The following is a 21656-nucleotide window of genomic DNA, read 5'->3' on the forward strand; positions in this document are numbered from 1 at the left end:
CGCGCTACATTCGCGTGGGATCGTCCCGTTACGACGCTGCTGCCCTACAGCAGGGCGGCGATCAGTTGGTCATCGCGCCATTGCTTCCATGCATCCAGCTCATGCGCTTTCCACCCGATCAACAGCGCACTCATTTCTACAGGAAGCGGAAAGCCATGGAGCTTGACCAGGAGGGGCAGTTGAGCCGCTGAGTATGCCACCCGCCGAATCGCTTGAGCCGTCGTGAGGATATCAAAATCGGCTGCAGCCCGGTCAACCGAATGGATGGCGTCGAGGCCTTGGAGGCGACGATATACGTCATTCATGCGGACCTCCCCTGCATATCACTTACCAACACCGTCGAAGCCAGCGGACGGGAATCTATCCACTCGGCGATGGCACTCGATCGCCAGCCAACTCGGGCCGGTCCAAGACGTACCCGATCAGGGAACGTACCGGCCGCGACCATGCGGTATATATGGCTTGCGCTATACCCGACGACCTCCTGCACCTTAGCCAAAGACAGGACTGGGTCGATGGATGGTGAGGGTGAGATTGCGTTCATGTGCATATCCTTTCTTGCTTGAACGCAATCCAGGTATGCCGAGCCGCCGCGGCAGTCCAAACAATGCGCGGCTAGAGAAAAGCCGCAGTAAGGCTTTTACTTTGGCGAAATGCGGCCGACTTGGCTGGCTCGTTGGGCGCTGTCGATCGTCTCCCACGCGCTGTGGAGTTCCGACAAGTTGAACTTGATGCCGGTTATGGTGAGCGCGTCGGCGACAAATTTCTCGCACTTGCCAGTCAGGTTGGCGACGACGTTCTCTTGCCGAACCGCCGCGGTCTTCAGCCCGGCCATCGACCATCGTTGATGAGCATCAACCCAATATGGCCGACATGCCGATACGGCGGCGCGCACAACCATGTTTGGCACCGGCCCTCGCGGAAGCCCTGCCCGAACGGGAAGGTTCGCCATCGCCGCGAGCCTTCGATCCACGGCTTCCCAAAATCCTGATGGACAGGGGGCGTCAGCCGAGAGCACTTCAAGATCTAGTGGCTTAATCGGCTCATCTCGGTACCCACCTGCGTCGTCGTCATGAGGGGTGCTGAATAGCACCTGGAGGATGTTGATGTCGGGCGGCAGGAGCATCTTTGCTGGGCCGCCGGTGTCCACGTAGAAAATTGCCTCCAGCAGGGCCGGCTCGAACTGCACCTGTTCGCCAAAAGCGTTCCAGGCACGATTTAGCCGTTCCAGGCCCGCCAGCATTGCAGCGGCCTCCTTTTGCATCGACTTAGCCAAGGCGTATCCTCGTCGACGCCGCTCCGCCATTCGCTCAGGGTCAAACGATTTTTCGCCTTGGTCACGACAGGACATACCAAACAATTCGTCTACGAGCTCTTCCAGCTCGGCGCTGGGTTCCAAGCCGTGACGCTTTGCCAGCGCCTCTGCCGTTTCGGCAATGTACGGCATGCCGACAACAATGTTGTCGCTCAGCGGCTCACGAGGAACAGCAGCCTCTTCTCCCATAGGGTCAACGCCTCTCGCTTCTCGTCCAGGTACTCATGGCGGTTATAGATGCGATCGACCTTGCCGTCCTCATGGTTCATGACCTTGCGGGCCACCTCACGAGCAACTCGGAGCTCGGCAAATTTGCTACGAACTGTGCGGCGGATGTCGTGAATGGTCCAACCGGAGGTGCCGGATAGCCGATCGATCTCCTGCTTCACCTTCGCGAAATTGCTGCTCGACGACACTCCGCCCGTGGTCGTGAATACGAAAGTGTCTGTTCCATAATTCGTCAAGCTGGCCAGCGTGTCGTGAGCGGTTTGCGTCAGCGGTACGGCGTGGGCACGATCTTTTTTTACTTTCTCGCGAGGAATGATCCACGTGTTGCCGGTTATTTCATTCCATCGCATCGTGGATACTTCGCTACGGCGTTGCCCAGTTAGCAAGAAAGTGCGGTACATTTGGCCATACGGGGTCATAAGCTGAAACGAAGCGTGCCATACGGCCGCAATCTCTAAGTCGCTAAGTATCCGATCACGTTCGCGAGTGCGTGCCGGTGGTCTGATTCGTTCGAACGGATTCGCGGACACAAGGTCCCGGTCGGCAGCCCAGTTGAACAGCATTTTGATGTAGCGGAGAAGGTTCACAGCCGATTGCGCTTTACCTTCCGCCATCACGGTGTCGATGACCTCCACAACATCGGCCTTACTGATTTCAGAAACCCGGCGCGGCAGCAGATGAGCAATGCGAGAAGCGCGGTTGCGCGAGCCTACGAAGTAGGCGTTTATGTTCTTCCAGCTGCGAGCGTTTGGCTTAAGATGACGGTCAACGTAAGCGCTGACGAGCTTCTGAAGCGTGAGATCATCCCGCAGAAGGCTTCGTGCGCCTTGCCCCACTATCCCCCGGTCTGCGTCCCTAAGGGTCTCTAGTGCCCGATCGCGAGCCTCTGCTAGCGTCACACGAGGGTAAGTGCCGATTGTCTGACGCTTCGCCCGCCCGCCCGGTCGCACAAGCACCGAGAACGTTCTGGTGCCCTTGATCGTAACCCGCAGCTGGAGACCTGGACATAGGGCATCGACAAACTGGTTCCGTCCTTCGGTCGGTATGATGTTAGGCGACTGGAGCCATTTGTCGGTGAACCGGTGAACTGCCATAATCAAAACCCTCCTGAGAAGGCGCCTAATACGGGCAGTGTTTTGTCGCAGGCAACAGCACCCATACTGTGACATGCAAGGGTATCACCGCGCATTGTTTCGCATGCTGATCCAAGTTTGGAGCATAATTTTTCTGAATACAACCTCATGGGGTCGAGGGGTGCGCATGGGGTACTAGAAGCGTGTTTAGTAGTGAGTTACTATGATATGACATGTTACGGAATTCGTATGTTTACGGTGGTCGTAATGCTTGTATGTCACTGTATGAGACGGTTTTTTACTTGGTTGCCAAGGTTGGGGTCGAGGGTTCGAATCCCTTCGCCCGCTCCAGTTTCTTCGCTGCACCGTCGTGCAGTCACCTGCTGCGCGGTGATTTGGCCATCCGGACGCGTGCTAGCTCCTCTTTAGCTACAGTTTTGTACGGCGTGTGCTGGCCATTCTGCGGGCACCTTCCGGCATGATCGCCGCCGTGTGCGACAACCCGCTGGCGTCCATACGGACGCGGTCCGCGTGATATCTCGCGGACTGTGTCGGAAGCCGGGATTCAAGCTTCGATCATCGTCGTGACCGGCATCGCAGCGCTACGCGCCACGTCAGCCGCCCCACGCGCCTATCTGCGTATCGATCGCTCCGGCGATCCGTTCAGCGATGACCTTCTGGTCCGCCAACGACGGGTGCGCGTTGCAACCGGTGAAGGACAGGCCATTCACAGGGACGTAGGCGAGCCGCTGCTCGCCGGATGAGCGCAATAGATGGACGACCTTCGCAACTTCCGTCTCGATCTCGCCGTCGGCGAGGTCCGTCGCCCACAGCACGATCAGCGCCTTTGGATTTCGCGCGCGAAGCGACTGCACAAAACTCACATATTTCGCCTCGTAATCCGCATGAAGCGTCGCGCGCGTGGCCCATGTCTCGCCGGTATGAAGCGGCGTGGTGAAGTCGTTGGTGCCCAGCGCAACGACGATCACTTGCGGGTGCCATTCGGGCTCGGCAGCGCGCGATCGGCGATCGAACACCGTATAGGGATAGGCGTCGGGCAGCGTATCCGCCGCAAAGCCGTTGTAATTGCGGACGACGCCCCGCCCGGAGATCGCGTTGATCTCGTAATCTGCTCCGTAGCGGCGTGCCAGGAGCGCGCCGAAGCCGCGCGACGTGTCGGTGGTTCTCCAGACGTCATCCTGCGTGCACTCGCGCGTGGCTGACGTCACCCCGTAGCCGACCGTATGGGAGTCGCCGATGAATTCGATCTGGCGGGCGCGGCGCCGCGGCGATGTCGCCACCGAGCGCTGGGCAGCGTAAAACGGTCCCAATGCCGTCGGCCCGGCCTGGCTTTCCGAAGCGACCTCGACACGCAGTTCATGCCGGCCGCGAGGAAGTCCGTCGATACGGTACAAACCCGGTGCGGGCCTCACAAGCGTATCGATCATCCGCCCGTCGACGAGGACGTGCAGCCCGACTTCGCCCGGACCGATCTTGAAGAAGGCTGCCGCCCCTTCGAAGACAGTCTCGAAATAGCTGCCCGGCCACTGCCGGACGAATTCGTCGCCCTTCCGCTCGACGCGTCCATGAACCTGTACCGGCAAGATCGACAGATGCGCCGGGAGCACCTCGACACGCTCGACCTGACGCGCCGCAGCAAATCCGACGGGCGCGATCGCCATCGTCAGCGCCGTCGCGATCCCGGTCACCAGCCTGTGCTTCCTCACCTTACTCTCCCGACGTGTCGCCGCTGCCTATCACGGCTTCCGGCCTGCGCCAGAACGCCCCCATGCGATAGGCGGTTCGATCGCCAGACATCGTTCGCGCGCTGCCGAACCGGAAACCGTCTGTCGAACATGCGGTGATCCCGTCACCGTTTCAGTCGAGACCAAGGTCGCAATGGCTACTTCGGGTCAGCGGCATCAGTGTCGGCCCGATGTGCCCGCCCAGAGCGGCTTCCCGTCTTTCGGGCGCGTGAGACGTTCACCAAGAGGACCCTGCCCAGTGCCATGCCCGCGCCACCTCCTTGTGCTCTTCCTCGCGCTGGCGTGTCCGGTGAGCGCCGCGCCGGATGCAGACACCGCCGCCATTCCGATATGGCCCAAGGCCGCGCCGGGTTCGGAGCGACGTGCCGCCGAACCCGAGCAACTGGAAGCCGGAGCCTATGTCCATAACGTCCACCTCCCGTCGCTGACGGTCTCCCGCCCCGATGCCCGGCGCGCCAACGGCGCCGCCATCATCGTCGTGCCCGGTGGCGGTCATCGGATGCTGGTCTTCCAGAACGAGGGCATGGTTCCAGCCCGGGCGCTGAACCGCTACGGTATCACGACCTTCGTCCTCAAATACCGGCTCGCGCGCGAAGCCGGCTCCACCTATACGATCGAGGGCGATGCCGTTGCGGATGCCAGGCGCGCGATCCGATGGGTCCGCGCCCACGCCAAAGATTATGGTGTCGACCCGCACAGGATTGGCATCATGGGCTTTTCCGCCGGCGGGGAACTGGTGTCACTGCTCGCCGACAATCCTCAGCCAGGCGCGCCGGCACCGGCCGATGCGGTCGACCGCCAGAGCGGCCGGCCCGATTTCCAGATCCTGATCTATCCCGGACCGCTCGGTATACCGGCACGATCCGCAGCAGGTGCGCCACCCGCCTTCATCGCTGCCGGTACCCTTGATCGCTGCTGCGCCCCGCCGGCGCTCACGCTCTACACCCAGCTTCGCGAGGCCGGCGTCTCCGCCGAACTCCACATGTTCGCCAGTACGGACCATGGTTTCAACGTCGCCGTGCACAACGATCGTATCTCGATACAGCATTGGCCCGATCGGCTCGCCGACTGGCTGGGCGACGAGGGGTGGTTGAGCGCAAGCCACTGATCGTTCGTGAGGCATCCCTGTCGGCGATCCGTGCCGGAGGGCAATGACGTATTCCCTCGGCGTTTCCGGACGGATCGGCGACCGCTCTCTGCGTGCGCGAAATTCCGCCCGAAAGGCCCGCATCATTCCGCGTAAGAGCCGCGGCCCGCGCCGAGCCGCCCTCCCCCGAGCGAGCACGATCCCACCGACGACGGTTTCGTGACACACGAGTGACAAACTTGTTGCAGCACAAGAAAATCTTTGGTTTACTCCGAATCGTACACAGCACCGGTAGCTAATAGCCTGATTGTTTCGCGTATCGCCGTGAACGCGCACAAGCGTTGCGAGCATTGGAGCGGGATGTCTGGGGTGTCTGCCGCCGACGGGGCGGGGTTCGCAGCATGCTGCGACCAGGGGGACGCTCTTCATGGTAACACGCAGAATGATTCTGACCCGGCTGGGTATGGCCGGGGGATTGGGCGCGACGTTCGGCGCGATGCAGGCATTGGGGCTCGCCGGCACCGCGCAGGCACAGGACATGAGCGACCTCGTACCGACGCTGGGACGCGGGCGGCACGTCGTGGTGCTGGGCGCCGGCATCGCCGGCCTGACCTCCGCCTACGAACTCGAACAGGCCGGTTTCCTCGTCACGTTGCTCGAAGCACGCAAACGGGTCGGCGGACGGGCGTGGACGGTGCGCGACGGCGACAAAATCGAGATGAACGGCGAGGAGACGCAAACCGCCAAATTCTCGGACGGCGTCTATTTCAACGCCGGACCGGCGCGTATCCCCAGTTTTCACCAGGGACTGCTCGGCTACGCCAAGAAGTTCGACGTGCCGCTCGAAGTCGAGGTCAATTCCAGCCGCTCCGCCTATGTCATGGCGGATGACGGATCCAAGATCCGCATGCGGACCGCGATCAACGATATGCGCGGCCGGATCGCCGAACTGCTCGCGAAGGCGATCCGCAAGGGGTCGCTCGACACCGAACTGACCGCGGTCGACCGCGAGAAGCTGCTGCCGTTCATCAAGGCCTATGGCGACCTCGGCGAGGATGGGTCGTTCGCGGGAACCGAACGCTCCGGCTTCGGTTCGGCGCCCGGCGCGGGCGTTACCTTCGCCTCGCCGTCGACGGCGATGCCGCTCGACCAGCTGCTGGCCAATCAGCGGCTGCCGATGACCCTGTTCGAAGACAATCTCTACATGCAGGCGACGATGTTCGAGCCGGTCGGCGGCATGGACCGGATCCATGCGGCGATGGACAATGCGCTGCGGCGTCCGGCGTTGCGCGGCGCCGAGGTCACGCGCATCCGCCAGCGCAGCGGCGATGTCGAGGTGGTCTATCGCGACACCGCGAGCGGCGCGGTCGAAACGGTCGTGGCGGACTATCTGATCTGCACCATCCCCTTCCCTGTGCTCGCCAAGATCGACACCAACTTCTCGACCAAGCTCAAGACGACGATCGCCAACGTCCAATATGATTATTCGAACAAGGTCGCGTTCGAAAGTCCGCGCTTCTGGGAGCGCGAGCAGATCTACGGCGGCATATCGTTCGTCGGCGGGCCGACGACGCTGATCTGGTATCCGTCCGCCGGGTTGCACAGCGAACGCGGCATGCTGCTCGGTTGCTATTCCTCCGGGCCGACCGCAGCGGAGTTCCAGAAGCGGCCGATCGCCGAACAGATCGCCTTCTCCCGCGGCGTCATCGACAAGCTCCATCCCGGGCATGGCGCCGATCTGGTCAACGGCCTCGCGGTCAATTGGCACAAGATTCCCTATAGTCTCGGGCCGTGGCCGGACTGGAATGCGGGCAGCGCCAACGGCCGACAGGAAGGCCATATCGACACCGCCGCATTCCGCCTGCTGCAGGCACCGGAGGGGCGGGTCTATTTCGCCAGCGCTGCGCTCAGCCAGACGCCGGGCTGGCAGGAGGGCGGCATCCAGTCGGCGCGGGCGCAGGTGCTTGCACTTGCCCGCCGCGTGACCGCGGAGGCGCTCGTCACCCCAGCCGGTCGGCGCGCGGCATGACGGTCGTCGCGCCGGCGCCGGCTTTTGCGGCGCTCCACTGTGCGGGCGAGCCCTTCGAGGGTGGACACGATTACCGCGCGACCGCCAGGTAGATGCCGATCCGCGGCATGACCGCGGCGTTTCCTGACCTCACGACCAAAGCTTTGTTGTGAAAATGCATCACATTCATCCTGTTGAACTATAGAATTAATCGAACATGACGAATCTGTTGCAAACAACAGATAAATGTAAAAACTGAACGAGTTAGCAAATCTATCGCTAAACATCCCGGAACAACGGTTCCGGGAGCGGGGTAACGCGTGCCTAGATCAAAGATTATCGGGATGAGGATGGCGAGGCTGACCTGAAAAAATTTGGGGGCTGACCATGAGTTTCTATATCGGAACGTCACGTGCCGCGATCGCGGCCATGCTCTTCATCGCTCACGCGACCGCGGCGAACGGTCAAACGCTGACCCCGATCGCGACGCCGGTCGAACCGACGCCGTCGCCGCTCGCCGACGGCGAACCGCAGCAGGACAATAGCGACATCATCGTCACCGGCACGCGCGCCGGCGGCATCACCGCCGCGGAAAGCGCCGCGCCGATCAAGGTGCTCGATGCCGACGCGCTGAGCCATGTCGGCCAGCCCAACCTCAACCAGGTGCTCACTCAGCTGGTGCCGTCGTTCACCGCGCAGGCGTTCGGCGGCGACACCGCCAATCTCACGCTGTCGGCACGGCTGCGCGGGCTCAGCCCCAACCACACGTTGGTGCTGGTCAACGGCAAGCGCCGACACGGCACGTCGAACCTCGCCGTGCTCGGCGGCCCGTATCAGGGCGCCGCGACCGCCGACCTCGACCTGATCAGCCCGTCATCGATCAAGCGGATCGAGGTGCTGGAGGACGGTGCCGCCGCGCAATATGGCTCGGACGCGATCGCCGGCGTCATCAACATCATCCTCAAGGACGACAAGGAAGGGGGCGACGGTTATGTCACCGCCGGCAAGAACTACGACGTCGGCGGCGAGACCTATGCCGGCACCTTGCACGTCGCCACCAAGATCGGCGACTCCGGCTACCTCAACATCACCGCCTTCCATCGCTTCCACGACTTCACCCAGATCGGCGGTCTCGATCGCCGCGTCACCGATCGCAACGGCAACCTGCTCACCAGCACCTCCAGCCCGTCGCTGAGCGCGATCCAGCAGCAGCTCTACCCGGGGATGGACCGCTTCCCTTATGTCAACCGCATCAACGGCGACGCCCAATCGCGGCTGACCAACCTGCAATACAACACCGCCTATGATTTCGGCGGCGGCGAGATCTACAGCTTCGGCACCTATTCGAAGCGGATCGCCAGCGCCTATGAGAACGTGCGCGTGCCGACCCGCGTGTCGCGCACCGTCGCCGGAGTGACGACCTATTTCGACCCCGAAGGCGACACGCCGGTCAACGGCTTCAGCCCGCGCGAGAAGATCCGCGAGGACGATATGGCGTTCACCGGCGGCATCCGCGGCATGGTGGACGGCTTCCATTATGATCTGTCGACGACCTTCGGCCAGGACAAGAACGCGATCTACACCGTCGATTCCGCCAATGCCTCGCTCTATGCCGACACCGGCTTCACGCCGACCAGCTTCTACGACGGCTTCTTCAAATCGACCGAATTCACCGTCAACGCCGACATCACGCACGAGATCGACGCCGGCCTCGCCACCCCGATCAACCTCGCCTTCGGCGGGGAATATCGCAAGAACGTCTACCAGATCGGCTCGGGCGATCCGGCGTCGATCTACAAGGAGGGCGGTCAATCCTATCCGGGCTTCCGCCCGTCGGACGCGGGCGTCAACGGACGGGAATCCGCTGCGGGCTATGTCGATATCGCCGCCAATCCGATCGACGGCCTCAAGCTCGACGTCGCCGGCCGCTACGAACATTATTCCGATTTCGGCAGCAAGTTCATCTACAAGGGCACCGGCCGCTACGACTTCTCGCCGGCCTTCGCGCTCCGCGGCACCTTCTCGACGGGGTTCCGCGCACCCACGCTCGCCGAATCCTATTATTCAGCGACCAACGTCTCGCCGACCGCCGCCTTCGTGCAACTGCCCGCCAATTCGGCGGCGGCCAAGCTGATCGGCTTCCAGAACCTCAAGCCGGAGAAATCGACCAATTATTCGCTCGGCACGGTCATCCGTCCCGTCGACCGGCTGACCATCACGCTCGACGCCTATCAGGTGAAGATCCGCGACCGCATCCTGGGTACCGGCTCGATCTACGGCAGCGGCGGTGCGGTCAACTTCCCGATCGTGACCCAGGCGATCATCGCCAACGGCAACGTGCTCGATCCGACCGTCAGCCAGACCGGCATCAACATCTTCACCAACGGCGCCAACACCCGCACCCGCGGCGTCGATCTGGTGGTGAGCTACGCCACCGATTTCGGGGATTACGGCAAGGCGAACTGGACGATCTCGGGCAATTACAACGAGACGAAGCTCACCAAGTTGATCGCCGCCCCCGCCGCGCTGACCAATCCCGCCACCGGCACGGCCATTCCGCTGTTCGACGCCGGCGCGCAGAGCAACATCGAAACCGCGTCGCCCAAGGTGAAGGTGATCACCTCGGTCCTCTACTCGATCGACAAATTCTCGGCGACGCTGCGCGGCACGGTCTACGGCAAGAGTTCGGCCAAACTGACCCCCGATGGCGGCACCTATTACGAACAGACGATCGGCACCGCGTTCATCGGCGATATCGAATTGAACTACGACATCACGCCCGATCTGGGCCTGGCGCTGGGTGCCAACAACGTCTTCAACAAGCGGCCGCCGACCGTGCCGCTGGTCCCCGGCACCACCAATGCGACGCTGGTGAACGGCGGCAACGTCCTCGACGCACCGCTGACCTTCAGCCCCTACGGCATCAACGGCGGCTATTATTACGCGCGCCTCAACGTATCGTTCTGACACGAGGATAATGGGAGAATGGCTTTGAAGACGCGCATCATGGGGGCCGCGCTCGCCGCGGCCGCCCTCCTGACCACGCCGGCGGCGGCGCAGACCGTCGTCAAACACGCCAGCACGCCGGCGGGGCTGATCCTGCAATCGGTGACGGTGAAGCCCGGCGCGACCACGCTGTACCTCAGCGGCCAGTTGGCCGCACCGCTCGACCCCACGAAGAAGGTGCCGCCCGCCCAACTCAGCATCGCCGACTTCGGCGACACCAGGACGCAGACGCTGAGCGTACTCGGCAAGATCAAGGCGATCCTGGCCGAACATGGCTTTGCGATGCGCGACATCGTCAAACTCACCGTCTTCGTCGCCGGCGATCCCAAATTGAGTGGCAAAATGGATTTCGCCGGCATGAACGATGGCTTCAAACAATATTTCGGGACCGCGGAGAACCCGACCACCGTTGCGCGCTCGACGATCCAGGTCGCGGCCTTGGCAGGGCCGGCCTATCTCGTCGAAATCGAAGCAACGGCGGCGAAGTGAACACTGCCGCACATGCCGATGCGTGACACGACAAAGCCGTCCCTCGGGCCGCTTTTTGCGGGTTCGTTCGCCTAGCGGATGAAGTCGAGGAACGCGCGCAGCGGCGGCGGGACGAGGCGGCGGCCGGAATAATAAAGGAAGGGGCCGGAGAAGGGCTGCCACCATTCCTCCAGCACGGGGACGAGCGTGCCCCGGTCGAGGTGCGGGCGCAGCCAGTCCTCGAAGAGATGGACGACACCGCTCCCCGCCGCCGCCATATCGACGATGAGGTCGATCGCGCCGCCGACGCTGGCGATCAGCGGTCCCTGCGGCTCGATCCGGACGATGTCGCCGGCGCGCTCGAACTCCCACGGGCTGGTCGTCGCACCGCTGCTGAAGCGGCCGCGCAGACAGGCATGGCCGAGCAGGTCACGCGGATGCGTCGGCCGACCGCGGGCGTCGAGATAGGCGGGGGCGGCGGCGGTCGCGAACCGCTGGATGCGCGGGCCGATCGGCACCGCGATCATATCCTGTTCGAGCCGCTCGTCGTAGCGGATGCCGGCGTCGCAGCCCGAGGCGACCATGTCGACGAAGCCGTCCTCGGCGACGATCTCGACGTGGATGTCGGGATAGGCGGCGAGGAAGGCGGGCAGGATCGCGGGCAGCACCAGCCGCGCCGCGCTGACCGGCACGTTGAGCCGCAGCGTACCGGCCGGACGGTCGCGGAGCAGATGGACCATGTCGAGCGCCGCCGCGACCTCGCCAAGCGCCGGCGTCAGCCGTTCGATCAGCCGCGACCCGGCCTCGGTCGGCGTGACGCTGCGCGTCGTACGGTGGAACAGGCGAACGCCGAGCCGCGCCTCGAGCCGCCGCACCGCCTCGCTCAGCGTCGATGCGCTGGATCCCGTCGCGCGCGCCGCATCGCGAAACCCGCGTGCGCGCGCGACGGCGAGGAACGCGTTGAGGTCGGCGAGATCTGCCATCATCGTTCGGTTTTCCGCACAGCCCGTCCCGATCATGCCGGCTTATCGCCGTGATCCGCAACGCTTAACTCGCGGCAGAGCAAGGAGACGGACATGACCAACCAGACCTATCCCCTCGGCCAGCGCAACGTGAAGCGGCTCGGCTATGGCGCAATGCAGCTCGCCGGCCCCGGCGTCTTCGGGCCGCCGCGCGATCGCGACGAGGCGCTCGCGGTGCTGCGCGCCGCGGTGGCGGCGGGCGTCGACCATATCGATACCAGCGACTTCTACGGCCCGCACGTCACCAACCAGCTCATCCGCGAGGCGCTGTCGCCCTATCCGCAGGATCTGGTGATCGTCACCAAGATCGGCGCGCGGCGCGGCGCGGACGGATCGTGGCTGCCGGCCTTCGCCCGCGACGAACTGGTCGCGGCGGTCGAGGACAATCTGCGCAACCTCGGACGCGAGACGCTCGACGTCGTCAACCTGCGGCTGATGTTCGATGCGCATGGCCCGGCGGAAGGCTCGCTCGCCGCGCCGCTCGCCGTCGTCGCCGATCTCCAGCGGCAGGGGCTGGTGCGACAGATCGGGATCAGCAACGTCACGCCGGCACAGATCGAGGAGGCGCGCGGCATCGCCGAGATCGTCTGCGTGCAGAATCAGTATAATCTCGCCCACCGCGACGACGATGCGGTGATCGATATGCTGGCGGCGGCGGGCATCGCTTACGTGCCGTTCTTCCCGCTCGGCGGCTTCAGCCCGCTCCAGTCCGCGGCCTTGTCGGCAGTGGCGACCGAGCTGTCGGCGACACCGATGCAGGTCGCGCTCGCCTGGCTGTTGCAGCGCTCGCCCAACATCCTGCTGATCCCCGGCACGTCGTCGCGCGCGCATCTGCACGAAAATCTGGCGGCGGCGGTGCTCGTCCTGCCCGAGGCGGCGATCGCCACGCTCGATGCGATTGGCCGACCCGCCTAATCGCCGGCGATCGGCGTGCCCTCGATCATCCCGCGGATGCGGGCGGTGAGCGCGTCGATCGCGAAGGGCTTGGTAATCATCTGCATGCCGGGTTCGAGGAAGCCGTTGGCGATCGTCGCATTTTCGGCATAGCCGGTCATGAACAGCACCTTCAGCTCGGGGCGCTGCTGGCGCGCGGCATCGGCGACCTGGCGGCCGTTGAGGCCGGGCAGGCCGATGTCGGTGACGAGCAGGTCGACGCGCATGCCGGACTGGAGCAGCTTCAGCCCGGCAGGGCCGTCCGCGGCCTCGACCGCGCGATAGCCGAGGTCGCGCAGAACCTCGACGACGAGGTCGCGCACCGCCGTCTCGTCCTCGACGACCAGCACCGTTTCGCCCGCGCCGCGATGCGCGTCATCCGGCACAGCGAGGATCGCGTCGGGGGCGTCCGCCTCACCATGGTGGCGCGGCAGATATACTTTGATCGCGGTGCCGCGGCCGAGCTCGGAATAGATGCGGACATGGCCCTCCGATTGACGGGCGAAACCGTAGATCATCGACAGCCCCAGGCCGGTGCCTTGGCCGATCGGCTTGGTGGTGAAGAAGGGTTCGAAGGCGCGTGCGATCGTCTCGGGCGCCATGCCGGCGCCGGTGTCGGTGACGCAGACGCAGACATAGTCGCCTGCGCCGACCTCGCGCTGCTGCGCGACATAGGCCGCGTCCAGCTGCGCGTTGCACGTCTCGATGGTCAGCGTGCCGCCGTCGGGCATCGCGTCGCGCGCGTTGATCGCGAGGTTGAGGATCGCGCTTTCGAGCTGGTGCGGATCGCAGCGCGTCCGCCACAGCCCGACCGCGCCGACCATCTCGAGCGCGATGCTCTCGCCGATCGTGCGGCGGAGCAGTTCCTCCATGCCGGCGACCAGCCGGTTGGCGTCGACCGCCTTGGGGTCGAGCGGCTGGCGGCGGGAGAAAGCGAGCAGCCGATGGGTCAGCGCCGCGGCGCGATTGGCGGAGGTGATCGCGGCGGTGGCATAGCGTTCGACCTTGTCGGTCTCGCCGCGCGCGAGGCGCCGCTGCAGCAGGTCGAGCGAGCCGATGACTCCGGTCAGCAGATTGTTGAAATCATGCGCGATCCCGCCGGTGAGCTGCCCGACCGCCTCCATCTTCTGCGCCTGACGCAACTGCTCCTCAGCCTGTGCCAACGCCGCCGCCTGTGCCTTTTCGGCGGTGACGTTGCGGCCGGAGGCATAGGTCATGTCGCCGGCCGGCGCCGCCACCCAGGCGATCCAGCGGATCGAGCCGTCCTTGTGGCGATAGCGGTTCTCGACATCCGCCTTGCCGCCCGCGGCGGCACGGCGATAGGCGCCGATCGTCTCGTCATGATCCTCGGCGACGATGAAGTCGCTGACGTGGTGGCCGACCAGCTCGTCGGCGGCATAGCCGAGCATCCGCGTCCACGCCGGATTGGCGCGGCGGATCACCCCGGCGGCATCCATCACCAGCATCAGGTCGGGCGACGTCTCCCACATCCGGTCACGCTCGGCGGTGCGTTCGGTGACCTCGTCGCCCAGCCGTTCGTTGAGCCGCTGCAACGCCTCCTCGGCGGCGCGACGGGCGGAGATGTCGTTGAACAGCACGGCGACGCGGCGATCGGCGGGGGCGCCGACGCGGAAGGCCGCGATGTCGAACCAGCGGCCGAGCGCCGCCGACCCCTGTTCGAACCGGATCGGTTCACCACTGACGGCGACGCGGCCGTAGATCTCATACCAATGCTCCTCGAGCTCGGGCATCGATTCGCGCAGCCAGCGGCCGTGGATCGCCGCGGTGAAACCGGTCTGGCGGTAGAAGGCGGGATTGGCTTCGACGACGCGATAGTCGGTCGGGGTGTCGGCGGTGCCCGGTGCGACCTCGACGACGCAGAAGCCCGATTCGATCGATTCGAACAGCGTGCGATAGCGCGCCTCGCTATCGGCGAGCCGCCGCTCCGCCTCGCGCCGATCGTGGATGTCGATCACCGAGCCGATATAGCCGAGAAAGACGCCATCCGGCCCGAAGCGCGGCGAGGCGGCGTCGATCGCCCAATGATAGCTGCCGTCGGCATGGCGCAGCCGATAGTCGAGGCGGAACGGCACGCGTGCCGCATGCGCCGCACGGAAGATACGCGCCGCCTCCGCCCGATCGTCGGGATGGGTGACGTCGAGCCAGCCGGCGCCCTGCGCCTCGGCGGGGGTCTGGCCGGTGAAATCGTACCAGCGGCGGTTGAGATAGGTGCAATGGCCGTCGTGATCGGTGACCCACATCATCACCGGCGCATGATCGGCCATGTTGCGGAAGCGCGCCTCGCTGTCGACCAGCTCGCTGCGGGTGCGCGCCAGTTCCTCCGCCTGGGTGCGGGCGCGCGTCTCGTCGCGCGCGATCTTGAGGAAGCCGCTGTGGCCGCCGTCGCGCTCGATGATCGGATGCGTCGAACCGGTCATGAACACGCGCGCGCCGTCGGCGCGCAGGTGCCAGCGCACGTCGGGCGCGCAGCCTTCGGCGGCGGCGGTGGCGCATTCGCGCGCGGGGACACCGGCGCGGCGATCCTCGGGCAGGAACAGATCGTCGATCGGCCGGCCGATCGCCTGCTGCTCGGTCCATTCGAACGATGCCTCCGCGCCGGCGGACCAGCCGGTGATGCGGCGATCGGTGTCGGTGGTGACGATCGCATAATCGCGGGCGCTGTCGAGGATCAGCCGCAGCCGCTCCTCGCTGGCGCGCAACTGGTCGTAGCGGCGATCGCGCGCCTCGACCGCACGGCGGAGATCGAGCTGCGCCATCACCTGCCGCGAGAGGACGCGCAGCGTTTCCTGATGGAGATCGGTGAACGGGCGGACGCGATGGTCGAGCACGCACAGGGTGCCGATCGCCAGCCCGTCCTCGGTCTTGAGCAGCGCACCGGCATAGGCACGGATATTCGGTTCGCCGACTACCAGCGGGTTGCAGTCGAAGCGGGCGTCGCGGGTGAGATCCGGCACGACGAGCAGATCGTCCTCCAGCAGCGCCCTGGCGCAGAACGAACTTTCCAGCGGCGTCGCGCGCACACCGAGACCCACCTCGGCCTTGAAGAACTGGCGGTCGGCGGCGATCAGGTTGATCACCGCGATCGGCGCATCGCACAACCGGGCGGTCAGCGCGGCGAGTTCGTCGAACGACGCCTCGCGCGGCGTATCCATCACCGCATAGCGCGCCAGCGCTGCCAGCCTCCGCGTCTCCCGCTCGTTGATGGCGTCCATATCGGTCGATGATCCAGCCATATGCGGGGGTGTGCGGTCGACGACCGCCCTCGATCATGTACCGAAATGGCCCGAAACCGGCAATGGCCGCGGCGCGGCGTTGGTCCCGCCGTCGGCAGTGGATAAAGCGCCAATGGTCTCAGCATCTTACCCTCGTCGCCAGGCGCATTTCCGCTGGTCAAGGTCGAGCGGGCGGGGCACCCTGCCCTCGCCTCCGCTCCAACCTTCGGTGTCGATCATGCGCTTTCCTCTCGCCGTCGCGCTGCTGGCAAGCGGTACCGTCGCCGCCCAGCCACCCGAACGGGGTACCGGCCGCTATCCCGCCTTATTCGAGGAGCGGGCCGACCTGCCCGACCATGTCGTCTATCGCCCGGCCGATCTGACACAGCTGAAGGGCGAGCGGCTCGGCATCTACGTCTGGGGAAACGGCGGGTGCAGCGCCGACGGGACGAGTTCGCGCAATCACCTGCTGGAGATCGCCTCGCACGGCTATCTGGTCATCGCCGCTGGCCGCATCCCCGGTGCGACGCCGGCGCCGCCACCCGCCACCGCATCCGCCGCCCCATCGACCACCACGCCCGCAGCCCGGCTGGCGGTGGCGACGCCGACGCGGCTGCTGGCCGACGCAATCGACTGGGCGCAGCGGGAGAACGGCCGCACCGGCAGTCCGCTGCGCGGCCATATCGCGGTCGATCAGGTGGCGGCGTCGGGCTGGAGCTGCGGCGGACTGCAGGCGCTGGCGACCGCGCAGGATCCGCGCGTCAGGACCGCGATCATCATGAACAGCGGCTTCTTCCCCGATGGCGCCAATCCGATCGCCGGGATCGTCTCGGATAAGGCGTTGCTCGCCGGGCTGCACGGCCCCGTCCTTTACGTGCTCGGCGGCCCGACCGACATCGCCGCCGCGAACGGCACCGACGATTTCCGGCGAATCGATCGCGTCCCCGCGGCGCTGGTCAACATCCCCGTCGGCCATGGCGGAACCTATATGCAACCGCATGGCGGAGTCGGCGCGATCGTCGCAACCAACTGGCTCGACTGGCAGTTGAAGGGCAAAACCGCCGCAAAAGCCGCTTTCGTGGGTCGGAATTGCCGATTCTGCCACGATCCGCGGTTGACGCTGGCGCGCAAGAACTTCAATTAGGCGCATTGGTGCCCACCGAAAGCAAAGACCTTCCATGCAGATCATCGTTCGCGACAATAATGTCGATCAAGCCCTCCGCGCCCTGAAGAAGAAGCTCCAGCGGGAGGGTGTCTACCGCGAGATGAAGCTCCGCCGGCATTACGAGAAGCCGTCGGAAAAGCGCGCCCGCGAGCATGCCGCCGCGGTGAGCCGTGCGCGCAAGGCCGATCGCAAGCGCGCCGAACGCGACCGCTGATCCCCGTCGGATGATGCCACCGCCGTCCGGCCCCGGCCGGACGGCGGTGGTGCGTCAGCCGTTCGCGACCGCCTTGGCGAGGACCGGACTCTGCTGATGCTGGACGACCCGCCACACCTCGTGCTCGAGTCGGCGGATCGTCGAGGTGCAATGCGCCTCATAGGCTTCGCCGTCGCGCTGCGCGTGGACGTGATAGCCGATGACGATCAGGCCCTCCTGCGGCCGTGAGACCTGACGCTCGCTGAGTTCCGCCTCGTTCCATACCGGTGTATCGGCGACCGCATCGATCGCCTCGCTGCCGCGCAGCACGAATGGCGGCCGCGGCAGCACCATGACGACCTCGGGGTCGACCTTCTCGCGGTAATTGTCGGGACCCTCGGTCCACAGGCTCTGCTCGAAGCTCCACAAACGGCTGTCGTCCATCGCATTCTCTCCCATGAGGTCAGGGAGGAAGCGGGGCGCGACCCCGAATGTTCCCGCCGCGCCCGACGCAAATGCCTGCCCCAACCGCGTCACCAACCGCGCCATGGTGCGTTGGCGCCTCTCTCACAGGAGGCATCATGACCGACGACATCGCCATTCGTACCCGCCAGCGCGAGATCGCCACCGAGCATCTGCTGTTCAAGCTGATGGAATATGTCGAGGCGCGCCATCCCGGGCTGCTCGACTATATGGAGCACAGCCTCGATCATCTCGGCGATCCCGCCGGTGACGGCAGCAAGGACGACGATGCGGTGCGCACGATCGCCCAGCGCATGATCGTCGGTGCCCGCGCCGAGCGCAAAGGCTGACGCTCGCCGGTCAGGCGGCGGCCGGTTCCGCCGCCGGATCGCGCGCCAGCGCCCGGCGCAGTTCGGTCACCTCCGCGTTGAGCGCCGCGAGCCGCTCGCGACTGATCCCGGTACGTTCGACGATCATCGGCGCGAGACAGCCGGTCTCTCGCCAGCGCTCGCGGCCCTCGGCGGTCAGGCGCACGCGGACCTGACGCTCGTCGGCGGGATTGCGCAGCCGCGTGACCAACCCCGCCGCCTCCATCCGCTTCGCCAGCGGCGTGATCGTGCTCGGCTCGAGCGCGAGCCGTTCGGCGATCGTGCCGACCGGCACGCCGTCCTCGGCGCCGCTCACCACCTGGAGCACCAGAAATTGCGGATAGGTGATGCCGAGGCGATCGAGCACCGGCTTGTAGGCGCGGTTGATCGCGATCGTCGCGGCGTACAGCGAGAAGCACAATTGTTCATCGAGCGGCAGCGGGCCGGGCATCGTCACTCTCCTTGCCAGCGGCTTAGCACGAAAATGGTTATCGCGACAAATAGTTCTGGACGATAGCGCGCACCCGTCCTAGATAGTTATCGCGATAACCAAACAGGAGATTGATCATGTCGGTCGACGTCAAATACAGCACCACGGCCACCGCAACCGGCGGTCGCGACGGTCATGCCCGCTCGGACGACGGCAGGATCGACGTCCAGCTCGCGACGCCCAAGGAACTCGGCGGCGCCGGCGGCGACGGCAGCAATCCCGAACAATTGTTCGCCGCGGGCTATTCGGCCTGTTTCATCGGCGCGCTGAAGGCGGCGGGCCGCGAGCTCAAGGTCAAGGTCCCCGACGACGTCACGGTCACCGCCAAGGTTGGCATCGGACCGCGCTCCGAGGGCGGCTTCGGCATCACCGCCGATCTGCAGGTGTCGCTGCCCGGCGTCGAGCGCGAGCAGGCACGGACGCTGGTCGACACCGCGCACCAGATCTGCCCCTATTCCAACGCCACCCGCGGCAACCTCGACGTCGGCCTGACGCTGGTCTGATCGTCGCCCATGTCCTCCCCGTCGGGGTGGGGAGGACATAATCGAGCTGCGCATCGGCCCGCCCGGGATACGGATGCGATCGTACGGATTGTAGCCTGCGAACCCGTTTCGGAGAGCATTGCATGATCCGCTCGTTTCTCATCGGCTTGGTCGCCGGCCAGCGCGGCATCACCCCGCTGGCGGTGATCGCCACCGCCACCCGCCGGGAGGAGATTCCGGCGACGCTGCCGTTGCAGACCTTGTTGCGCAATCCGGTGATCGCCGCCGGCACCGCGGCCTTCGCCGCGGCGGAGATGGCGGGTGACAAGATGAAGACCGCGCCCGACCGGATCGTGCCGATCGGCCTCGCCGTGCGCGGCGTCACCGCAGCCTACGCCGGTGCCGCGCTGGCACCGCGCGACAAGAAGGTGCTCGGCGCCGCGGTCGCGGTCGGCAGCGCGCTCGCCGCATCCTATTTCGGCTGGCGGCTGCGCTGTGCGGCGATGGCGCGCTACGGCCAGACCGCGACCGGCTTCGTCGAGGATGCGATCGTCTTCGGTGCCGGTCTGGCGATCGCCAATCCTAAATTGGTGTCCGGCAAGGCCTGACCCGGCGGCGTTTACTGCACCGTAGCGAGGGCTGCCATCAGCAGCGCAGCGACGCTGGGATAGAAGGTGAGCGCGAAGCCCAGCGCGCGCGCCTCGGCGCCGTCGCGATAGCCGGTCCAGAACAACAGCCGCCCGGCGGTGAAGCAGGCGGCGAACAGCGCCACCGGTACTCGCGCATGATCGCTCAGCAAGGTCAGCGCGCCATAAGCGACGAGGGCGAGCAGCACCTGTTCGGCGGTGTTGCGCAGGATCGCGTTGGCGGCATCGACCTGTGGATCCGCGCCGTTGCGGCCATCGATCGCCCCGTCGGAAACGAAGCGCCGCCGCGCCACGTCACCGATCGCCGCCGCCAGCCACAGGCCGAGCACCAGGGCGGCGATGCCGAGCGTGGTCAGCCGGCTTTCGAGGATCGCCGCCGCGCTGCGGCTATAGCCGAGGATCGCCGCGGCGATCGTCAGCCCCAGGCCGATGCCGATCCCGCGCGCGACGCCGGTCTGCGCCTTGCGTGCGCGCGAAGGGGGCACCGGCTCGGTCACACCAGCAATCCCTGCAGCAATTTGGGCAAAGTGCCGGTTTCACCCCGCGCCTCGGCCATGAAGCGGTTCTTGAGCGGCGGCACCTTGTCGACCGCACCGATGCCGAAGCGGCGGACCGCGCTGGCGGTCTTGCCGGGGATGCCGAACAAACGGGTCAGCGTGTCGGTGGCGGCGGCGACCATGAACGTATCGAGCCCGCGCCAGCGCTGATAGCGGTCGAGCAAGGCGGGGTCGCCGAGATCGAGGCCGAGCCGCTTGCCCTCGACGAGCACCTCGGCGAGCGTCGCGACGTCGCGCAGGCCGAGATTGAGCCCCTGCCCCGCGATCGGATGGATGCCGTGCGCCGCGTCGCCGACCAGCACCAGCCGTTCGGCGGTGACCCGCGCGGCATGGTGGAAGCCGAGCGGATAGCTCGCACGCGGACTCGGCGCGGTCAGTTCGCCGAGGAAGCCGCCCATCCGCTTGGTCGCCTCGGCGAGGAAGGCGCGGTCGCCGAGCTTCATCATCGCCGGGCCGTCCTCGCCCTTCACCGACCAGACGATCGCCGAGCGATGGCCGATCTCGTCGTCGGGCAGCGGCAGCAGCGCGAACGGCCCCGAGGGGTAGAAGATCTCGTAGGCGATATCCTCGTGTGGATATTCGTGGTGGAAGGCGCCGACGATTGCGGCGTGATCGTACTGCCAGCGCGCGACGGTGATCCCGGCCGCCTCGCGCGTCGGCGAGTTGCGCCCCTCCGCTGCGATCAGCAGCGGCGCGGTGACCGTCGCCCCCGAATCGAGCGTCGCGGTGACGCCCGCGGGTCCGCGCACGACGTCGACCGCGCGCGTTTGCATGCGGAGATCGACATGCTTCGCCGCGCTCGCGGCCTCGAACAAGGCGGTCCGCAACCGCTTGTTTTCGTACATCGTACCGAGCGCGCCGTCGCCCGCGTCGGGACGGAAATCGAGCTTGCCCGGCTCCAGCCCGTCGCTGACCCGGATGTGGCGGATCGCGCAGCCATGGCCGGCGAGCACCGCGCCGATGCCGATCGCATCGAGCATCCGCCCGCTCGCGCTGGCGATCGCCGAGGCGCGCCCGTCGAAGCCCGGCGCGAGCATCACCGCCGGATCGGCGGGATCGATGACGATGCTGGTCAGCCCATGCGCGTCGAGCGCGAGCGCGAGCGTCGCGCCGACCAGGCCACCGCCCAGGATGATGACGTCCGTGTCCATAT

At 65.8% G+C, this 21656-nt stretch carries 21 protein-coding genes and 1 pseudogene; 10 read left to right on the forward strand and 12 right to left on the reverse strand.

The window, feature by feature from the left end:
- Positions 1 to 44: 44 nt before the first annotated feature.
- The 6 genes and pseudogenes from MC45_RS19365 to MC45_RS14395 form a co-directional block, all read right to left on the reverse strand.
- Positions 45 to 305, reverse strand: coding sequence for a hypothetical protein (locus MC45_RS19365; RefSeq protein ID WP_156143845.1), 261 nt, complete (start codon positions 303 to 305; stop codon positions 45 to 47).
- Entirely contained in the window at positions 302 to 550 is a 249-nt protein-coding gene (locus MC45_RS19945) for a helix-turn-helix transcriptional regulator (protein ID WP_342666989.1), read from the reverse strand. The genes MC45_RS19365 and MC45_RS19945 overlap by 4 nt, the downstream gene beginning before the upstream one ends.
- 90 nt (positions 551 to 640) lie before the next feature.
- Positions 641 to 1504, reverse strand: coding sequence for a hypothetical protein (locus MC45_RS14385; protein ID WP_156143846.1), 864 nt, complete (start codon positions 1502 to 1504; stop codon positions 641 to 643).
- Entirely contained in the window at positions 1468 to 2379 is a 912-nt protein-coding gene (locus tag MC45_RS19020; RefSeq protein ID WP_245640735.1) for a tyrosine-type recombinase/integrase, read from the reverse strand. The genes MC45_RS14385 and MC45_RS19020 overlap by 37 nt, the downstream gene beginning before the upstream one ends.
- 12 nt (positions 2380 to 2391) lie before the next feature.
- Positions 2392 to 2712 (reverse strand): annotated as a pseudogene (locus MC45_RS20065) (Arm DNA-binding domain-containing protein); the annotation flags it as partial.
- Positions 2713 to 3230: 518 nt separating this feature from the next.
- Positions 3231 to 4325 (reverse strand): SGNH/GDSL hydrolase family protein, encoded by a 1095-nt coding sequence (locus MC45_RS14395; RefSeq protein ID WP_038664566.1) that lies wholly within the window; start codon positions 4323 to 4325, stop codon positions 3231 to 3233.
- A 346-nt stretch (positions 4326 to 4671) separates the two neighbouring features.
- Here MC45_RS14395 and MC45_RS14400 point away from each other — a divergent pair, with 346 nt between their 5' ends.
- The 4 genes from MC45_RS14400 to MC45_RS14415 all read left to right on the forward strand — a co-directional run bounded on the left by MC45_RS14400 (position 4672) and on the right by MC45_RS14415 (position 10972).
- Positions 4672 to 5490, forward strand: coding sequence for an alpha/beta hydrolase (locus MC45_RS14400; protein ID WP_245640736.1), 819 nt, complete (start codon positions 4672 to 4674; stop codon positions 5488 to 5490).
- A 421-nt stretch (positions 5491 to 5911) separates the two neighbouring features.
- Positions 5912 to 7498 (forward strand): flavin monoamine oxidase family protein, encoded by a 1587-nt coding sequence (locus MC45_RS14405; protein WP_218916671.1) that lies wholly within the window; start codon positions 5912 to 5914, stop codon positions 7496 to 7498.
- Between the two features lie 408 nt (positions 7499 to 7906).
- Positions 7907 to 10444, forward strand: coding sequence for a TonB-dependent receptor plug domain-containing protein (locus tag MC45_RS14410; protein WP_081974560.1), 2538 nt, complete (start codon positions 7907 to 7909; stop codon positions 10442 to 10444).
- 18 nt (positions 10445 to 10462) lie between these two features.
- On the forward strand, positions 10463 to 10972 hold the full coding sequence (locus MC45_RS14415) for a RidA family protein (protein WP_038664573.1): 510 nt from the start codon (positions 10463 to 10465) through the stop codon (positions 10970 to 10972).
- Between the two features lie 71 nt (positions 10973 to 11043).
- Here MC45_RS14415 and MC45_RS14420 read toward each other — a convergent pair whose 3' ends face one another.
- Positions 11044 to 11937 carry a LysR family transcriptional regulator gene (locus MC45_RS14420; RefSeq protein WP_038667505.1) on the reverse strand — a complete coding sequence of 298 codons (894 nt, stop codon included), beginning with the start codon at positions 11935 to 11937 and terminating at the stop codon, positions 11044 to 11046.
- 90 nt (positions 11938 to 12027) lie between these two features.
- Here MC45_RS14420 and MC45_RS14425 point away from each other — a divergent pair, with 90 nt between their 5' ends.
- On the forward strand, positions 12028 to 12888 hold the full coding sequence (locus MC45_RS14425; RefSeq protein WP_038664576.1) for an aldo/keto reductase family oxidoreductase: 861 nt from the start codon (positions 12028 to 12030) through the stop codon (positions 12886 to 12888).
- On the opposite strand, the gene MC45_RS14430 is transcribed toward MC45_RS14425, so the two are convergent.
- Positions 12885 to 16139 carry a PAS domain S-box protein gene (locus MC45_RS14430; protein WP_052075689.1) on the reverse strand — a complete coding sequence of 1085 codons (3255 nt, stop codon included), beginning with the start codon at positions 16137 to 16139 and terminating at the stop codon, positions 12885 to 12887. The two genes, MC45_RS14425 and MC45_RS14430, sit on opposite strands and share 4 nt — an antisense overlap.
- 238 nt (positions 16140 to 16377) lie before the next feature.
- Here MC45_RS14430 and MC45_RS14435 point away from each other — a divergent pair, with 238 nt between their 5' ends.
- Together MC45_RS14435 and rpsU are read left to right on the forward strand one after the other, a co-directional pair.
- Complete coding sequence (locus tag MC45_RS14435; RefSeq protein ID WP_245640737.1) at positions 16378 to 17283, forward strand: alpha/beta hydrolase; 906 nt, start codon at positions 16378 to 16380, stop codon at positions 17281 to 17283.
- Between the two features lie 34 nt (positions 17284 to 17317).
- On the forward strand, positions 17318 to 17518 hold the full coding sequence (gene rpsU / locus MC45_RS14440; protein WP_037535892.1) for a 30S ribosomal protein S21: 201 nt from the start codon (positions 17318 to 17320) through the stop codon (positions 17516 to 17518).
- 54 nt (positions 17519 to 17572) lie between these two features.
- Here rpsU and MC45_RS14445 read toward each other — a convergent pair whose 3' ends face one another.
- A complete protein-coding gene (locus MC45_RS14445) occupies positions 17573 to 17941 on the reverse strand; it encodes a nuclear transport factor 2 family protein (protein WP_038664580.1) in 369 nt (122 codons plus the stop codon).
- 137 nt (positions 17942 to 18078) lie between these two features.
- On the opposite strand from MC45_RS14445, the gene MC45_RS14450 reads away from it, so the two are divergent.
- On the forward strand, positions 18079 to 18309 hold the full coding sequence (locus tag MC45_RS14450) for a hypothetical protein (protein WP_038664583.1): 231 nt from the start codon (positions 18079 to 18081) through the stop codon (positions 18307 to 18309).
- 10 nt (positions 18310 to 18319) lie between these two features.
- Here MC45_RS14450 and MC45_RS14455 read toward each other — a convergent pair whose 3' ends face one another.
- Entirely contained in the window at positions 18320 to 18778 is a 459-nt protein-coding gene (locus MC45_RS14455) for a MarR family winged helix-turn-helix transcriptional regulator (RefSeq protein WP_038664586.1), read from the reverse strand.
- 116 nt (positions 18779 to 18894) lie between these two features.
- Here MC45_RS14455 and MC45_RS14460 point away from each other — a divergent pair, with 116 nt between their 5' ends.
- Positions 18895 to 19320, forward strand: coding sequence for an organic hydroperoxide resistance protein (locus tag MC45_RS14460; RefSeq protein WP_038667513.1), 426 nt, complete (start codon positions 18895 to 18897; stop codon positions 19318 to 19320).
- Between the two features lie 122 nt (positions 19321 to 19442).
- Entirely contained in the window at positions 19443 to 19907 is a 465-nt protein-coding gene (locus tag MC45_RS14465) for a hypothetical protein (RefSeq protein WP_038664589.1), read from the forward strand.
- Between the two features lie 11 nt (positions 19908 to 19918).
- Here the strand turns inward: MC45_RS14465 and MC45_RS14470 are convergent, their stop codons facing one another.
- Both MC45_RS14470 and MC45_RS14475 read right to left on the reverse strand, forming a co-directional pair.
- A complete protein-coding gene (locus tag MC45_RS14470; protein WP_038664593.1) occupies positions 19919 to 20443 on the reverse strand; it encodes an MAPEG family protein in 525 nt (174 codons plus the stop codon).
- Entirely contained in the window at positions 20440 to 21654 is a 1215-nt protein-coding gene (locus MC45_RS14475; protein ID WP_038664596.1) for a UbiH/UbiF/VisC/COQ6 family ubiquinone biosynthesis hydroxylase, read from the reverse strand. The genes MC45_RS14470 and MC45_RS14475 overlap by 4 nt, the downstream gene beginning before the upstream one ends.
- Between the last annotated feature and the right edge of the window lie 2 nt (positions 21655 to 21656).

Source organism: Sphingomonas taxi, from assembly GCF_000764535.1.
Lineage (GTDB): Bacteria > Pseudomonadota > Alphaproteobacteria > Sphingomonadales > Sphingomonadaceae > Sphingomonas > Sphingomonas taxi.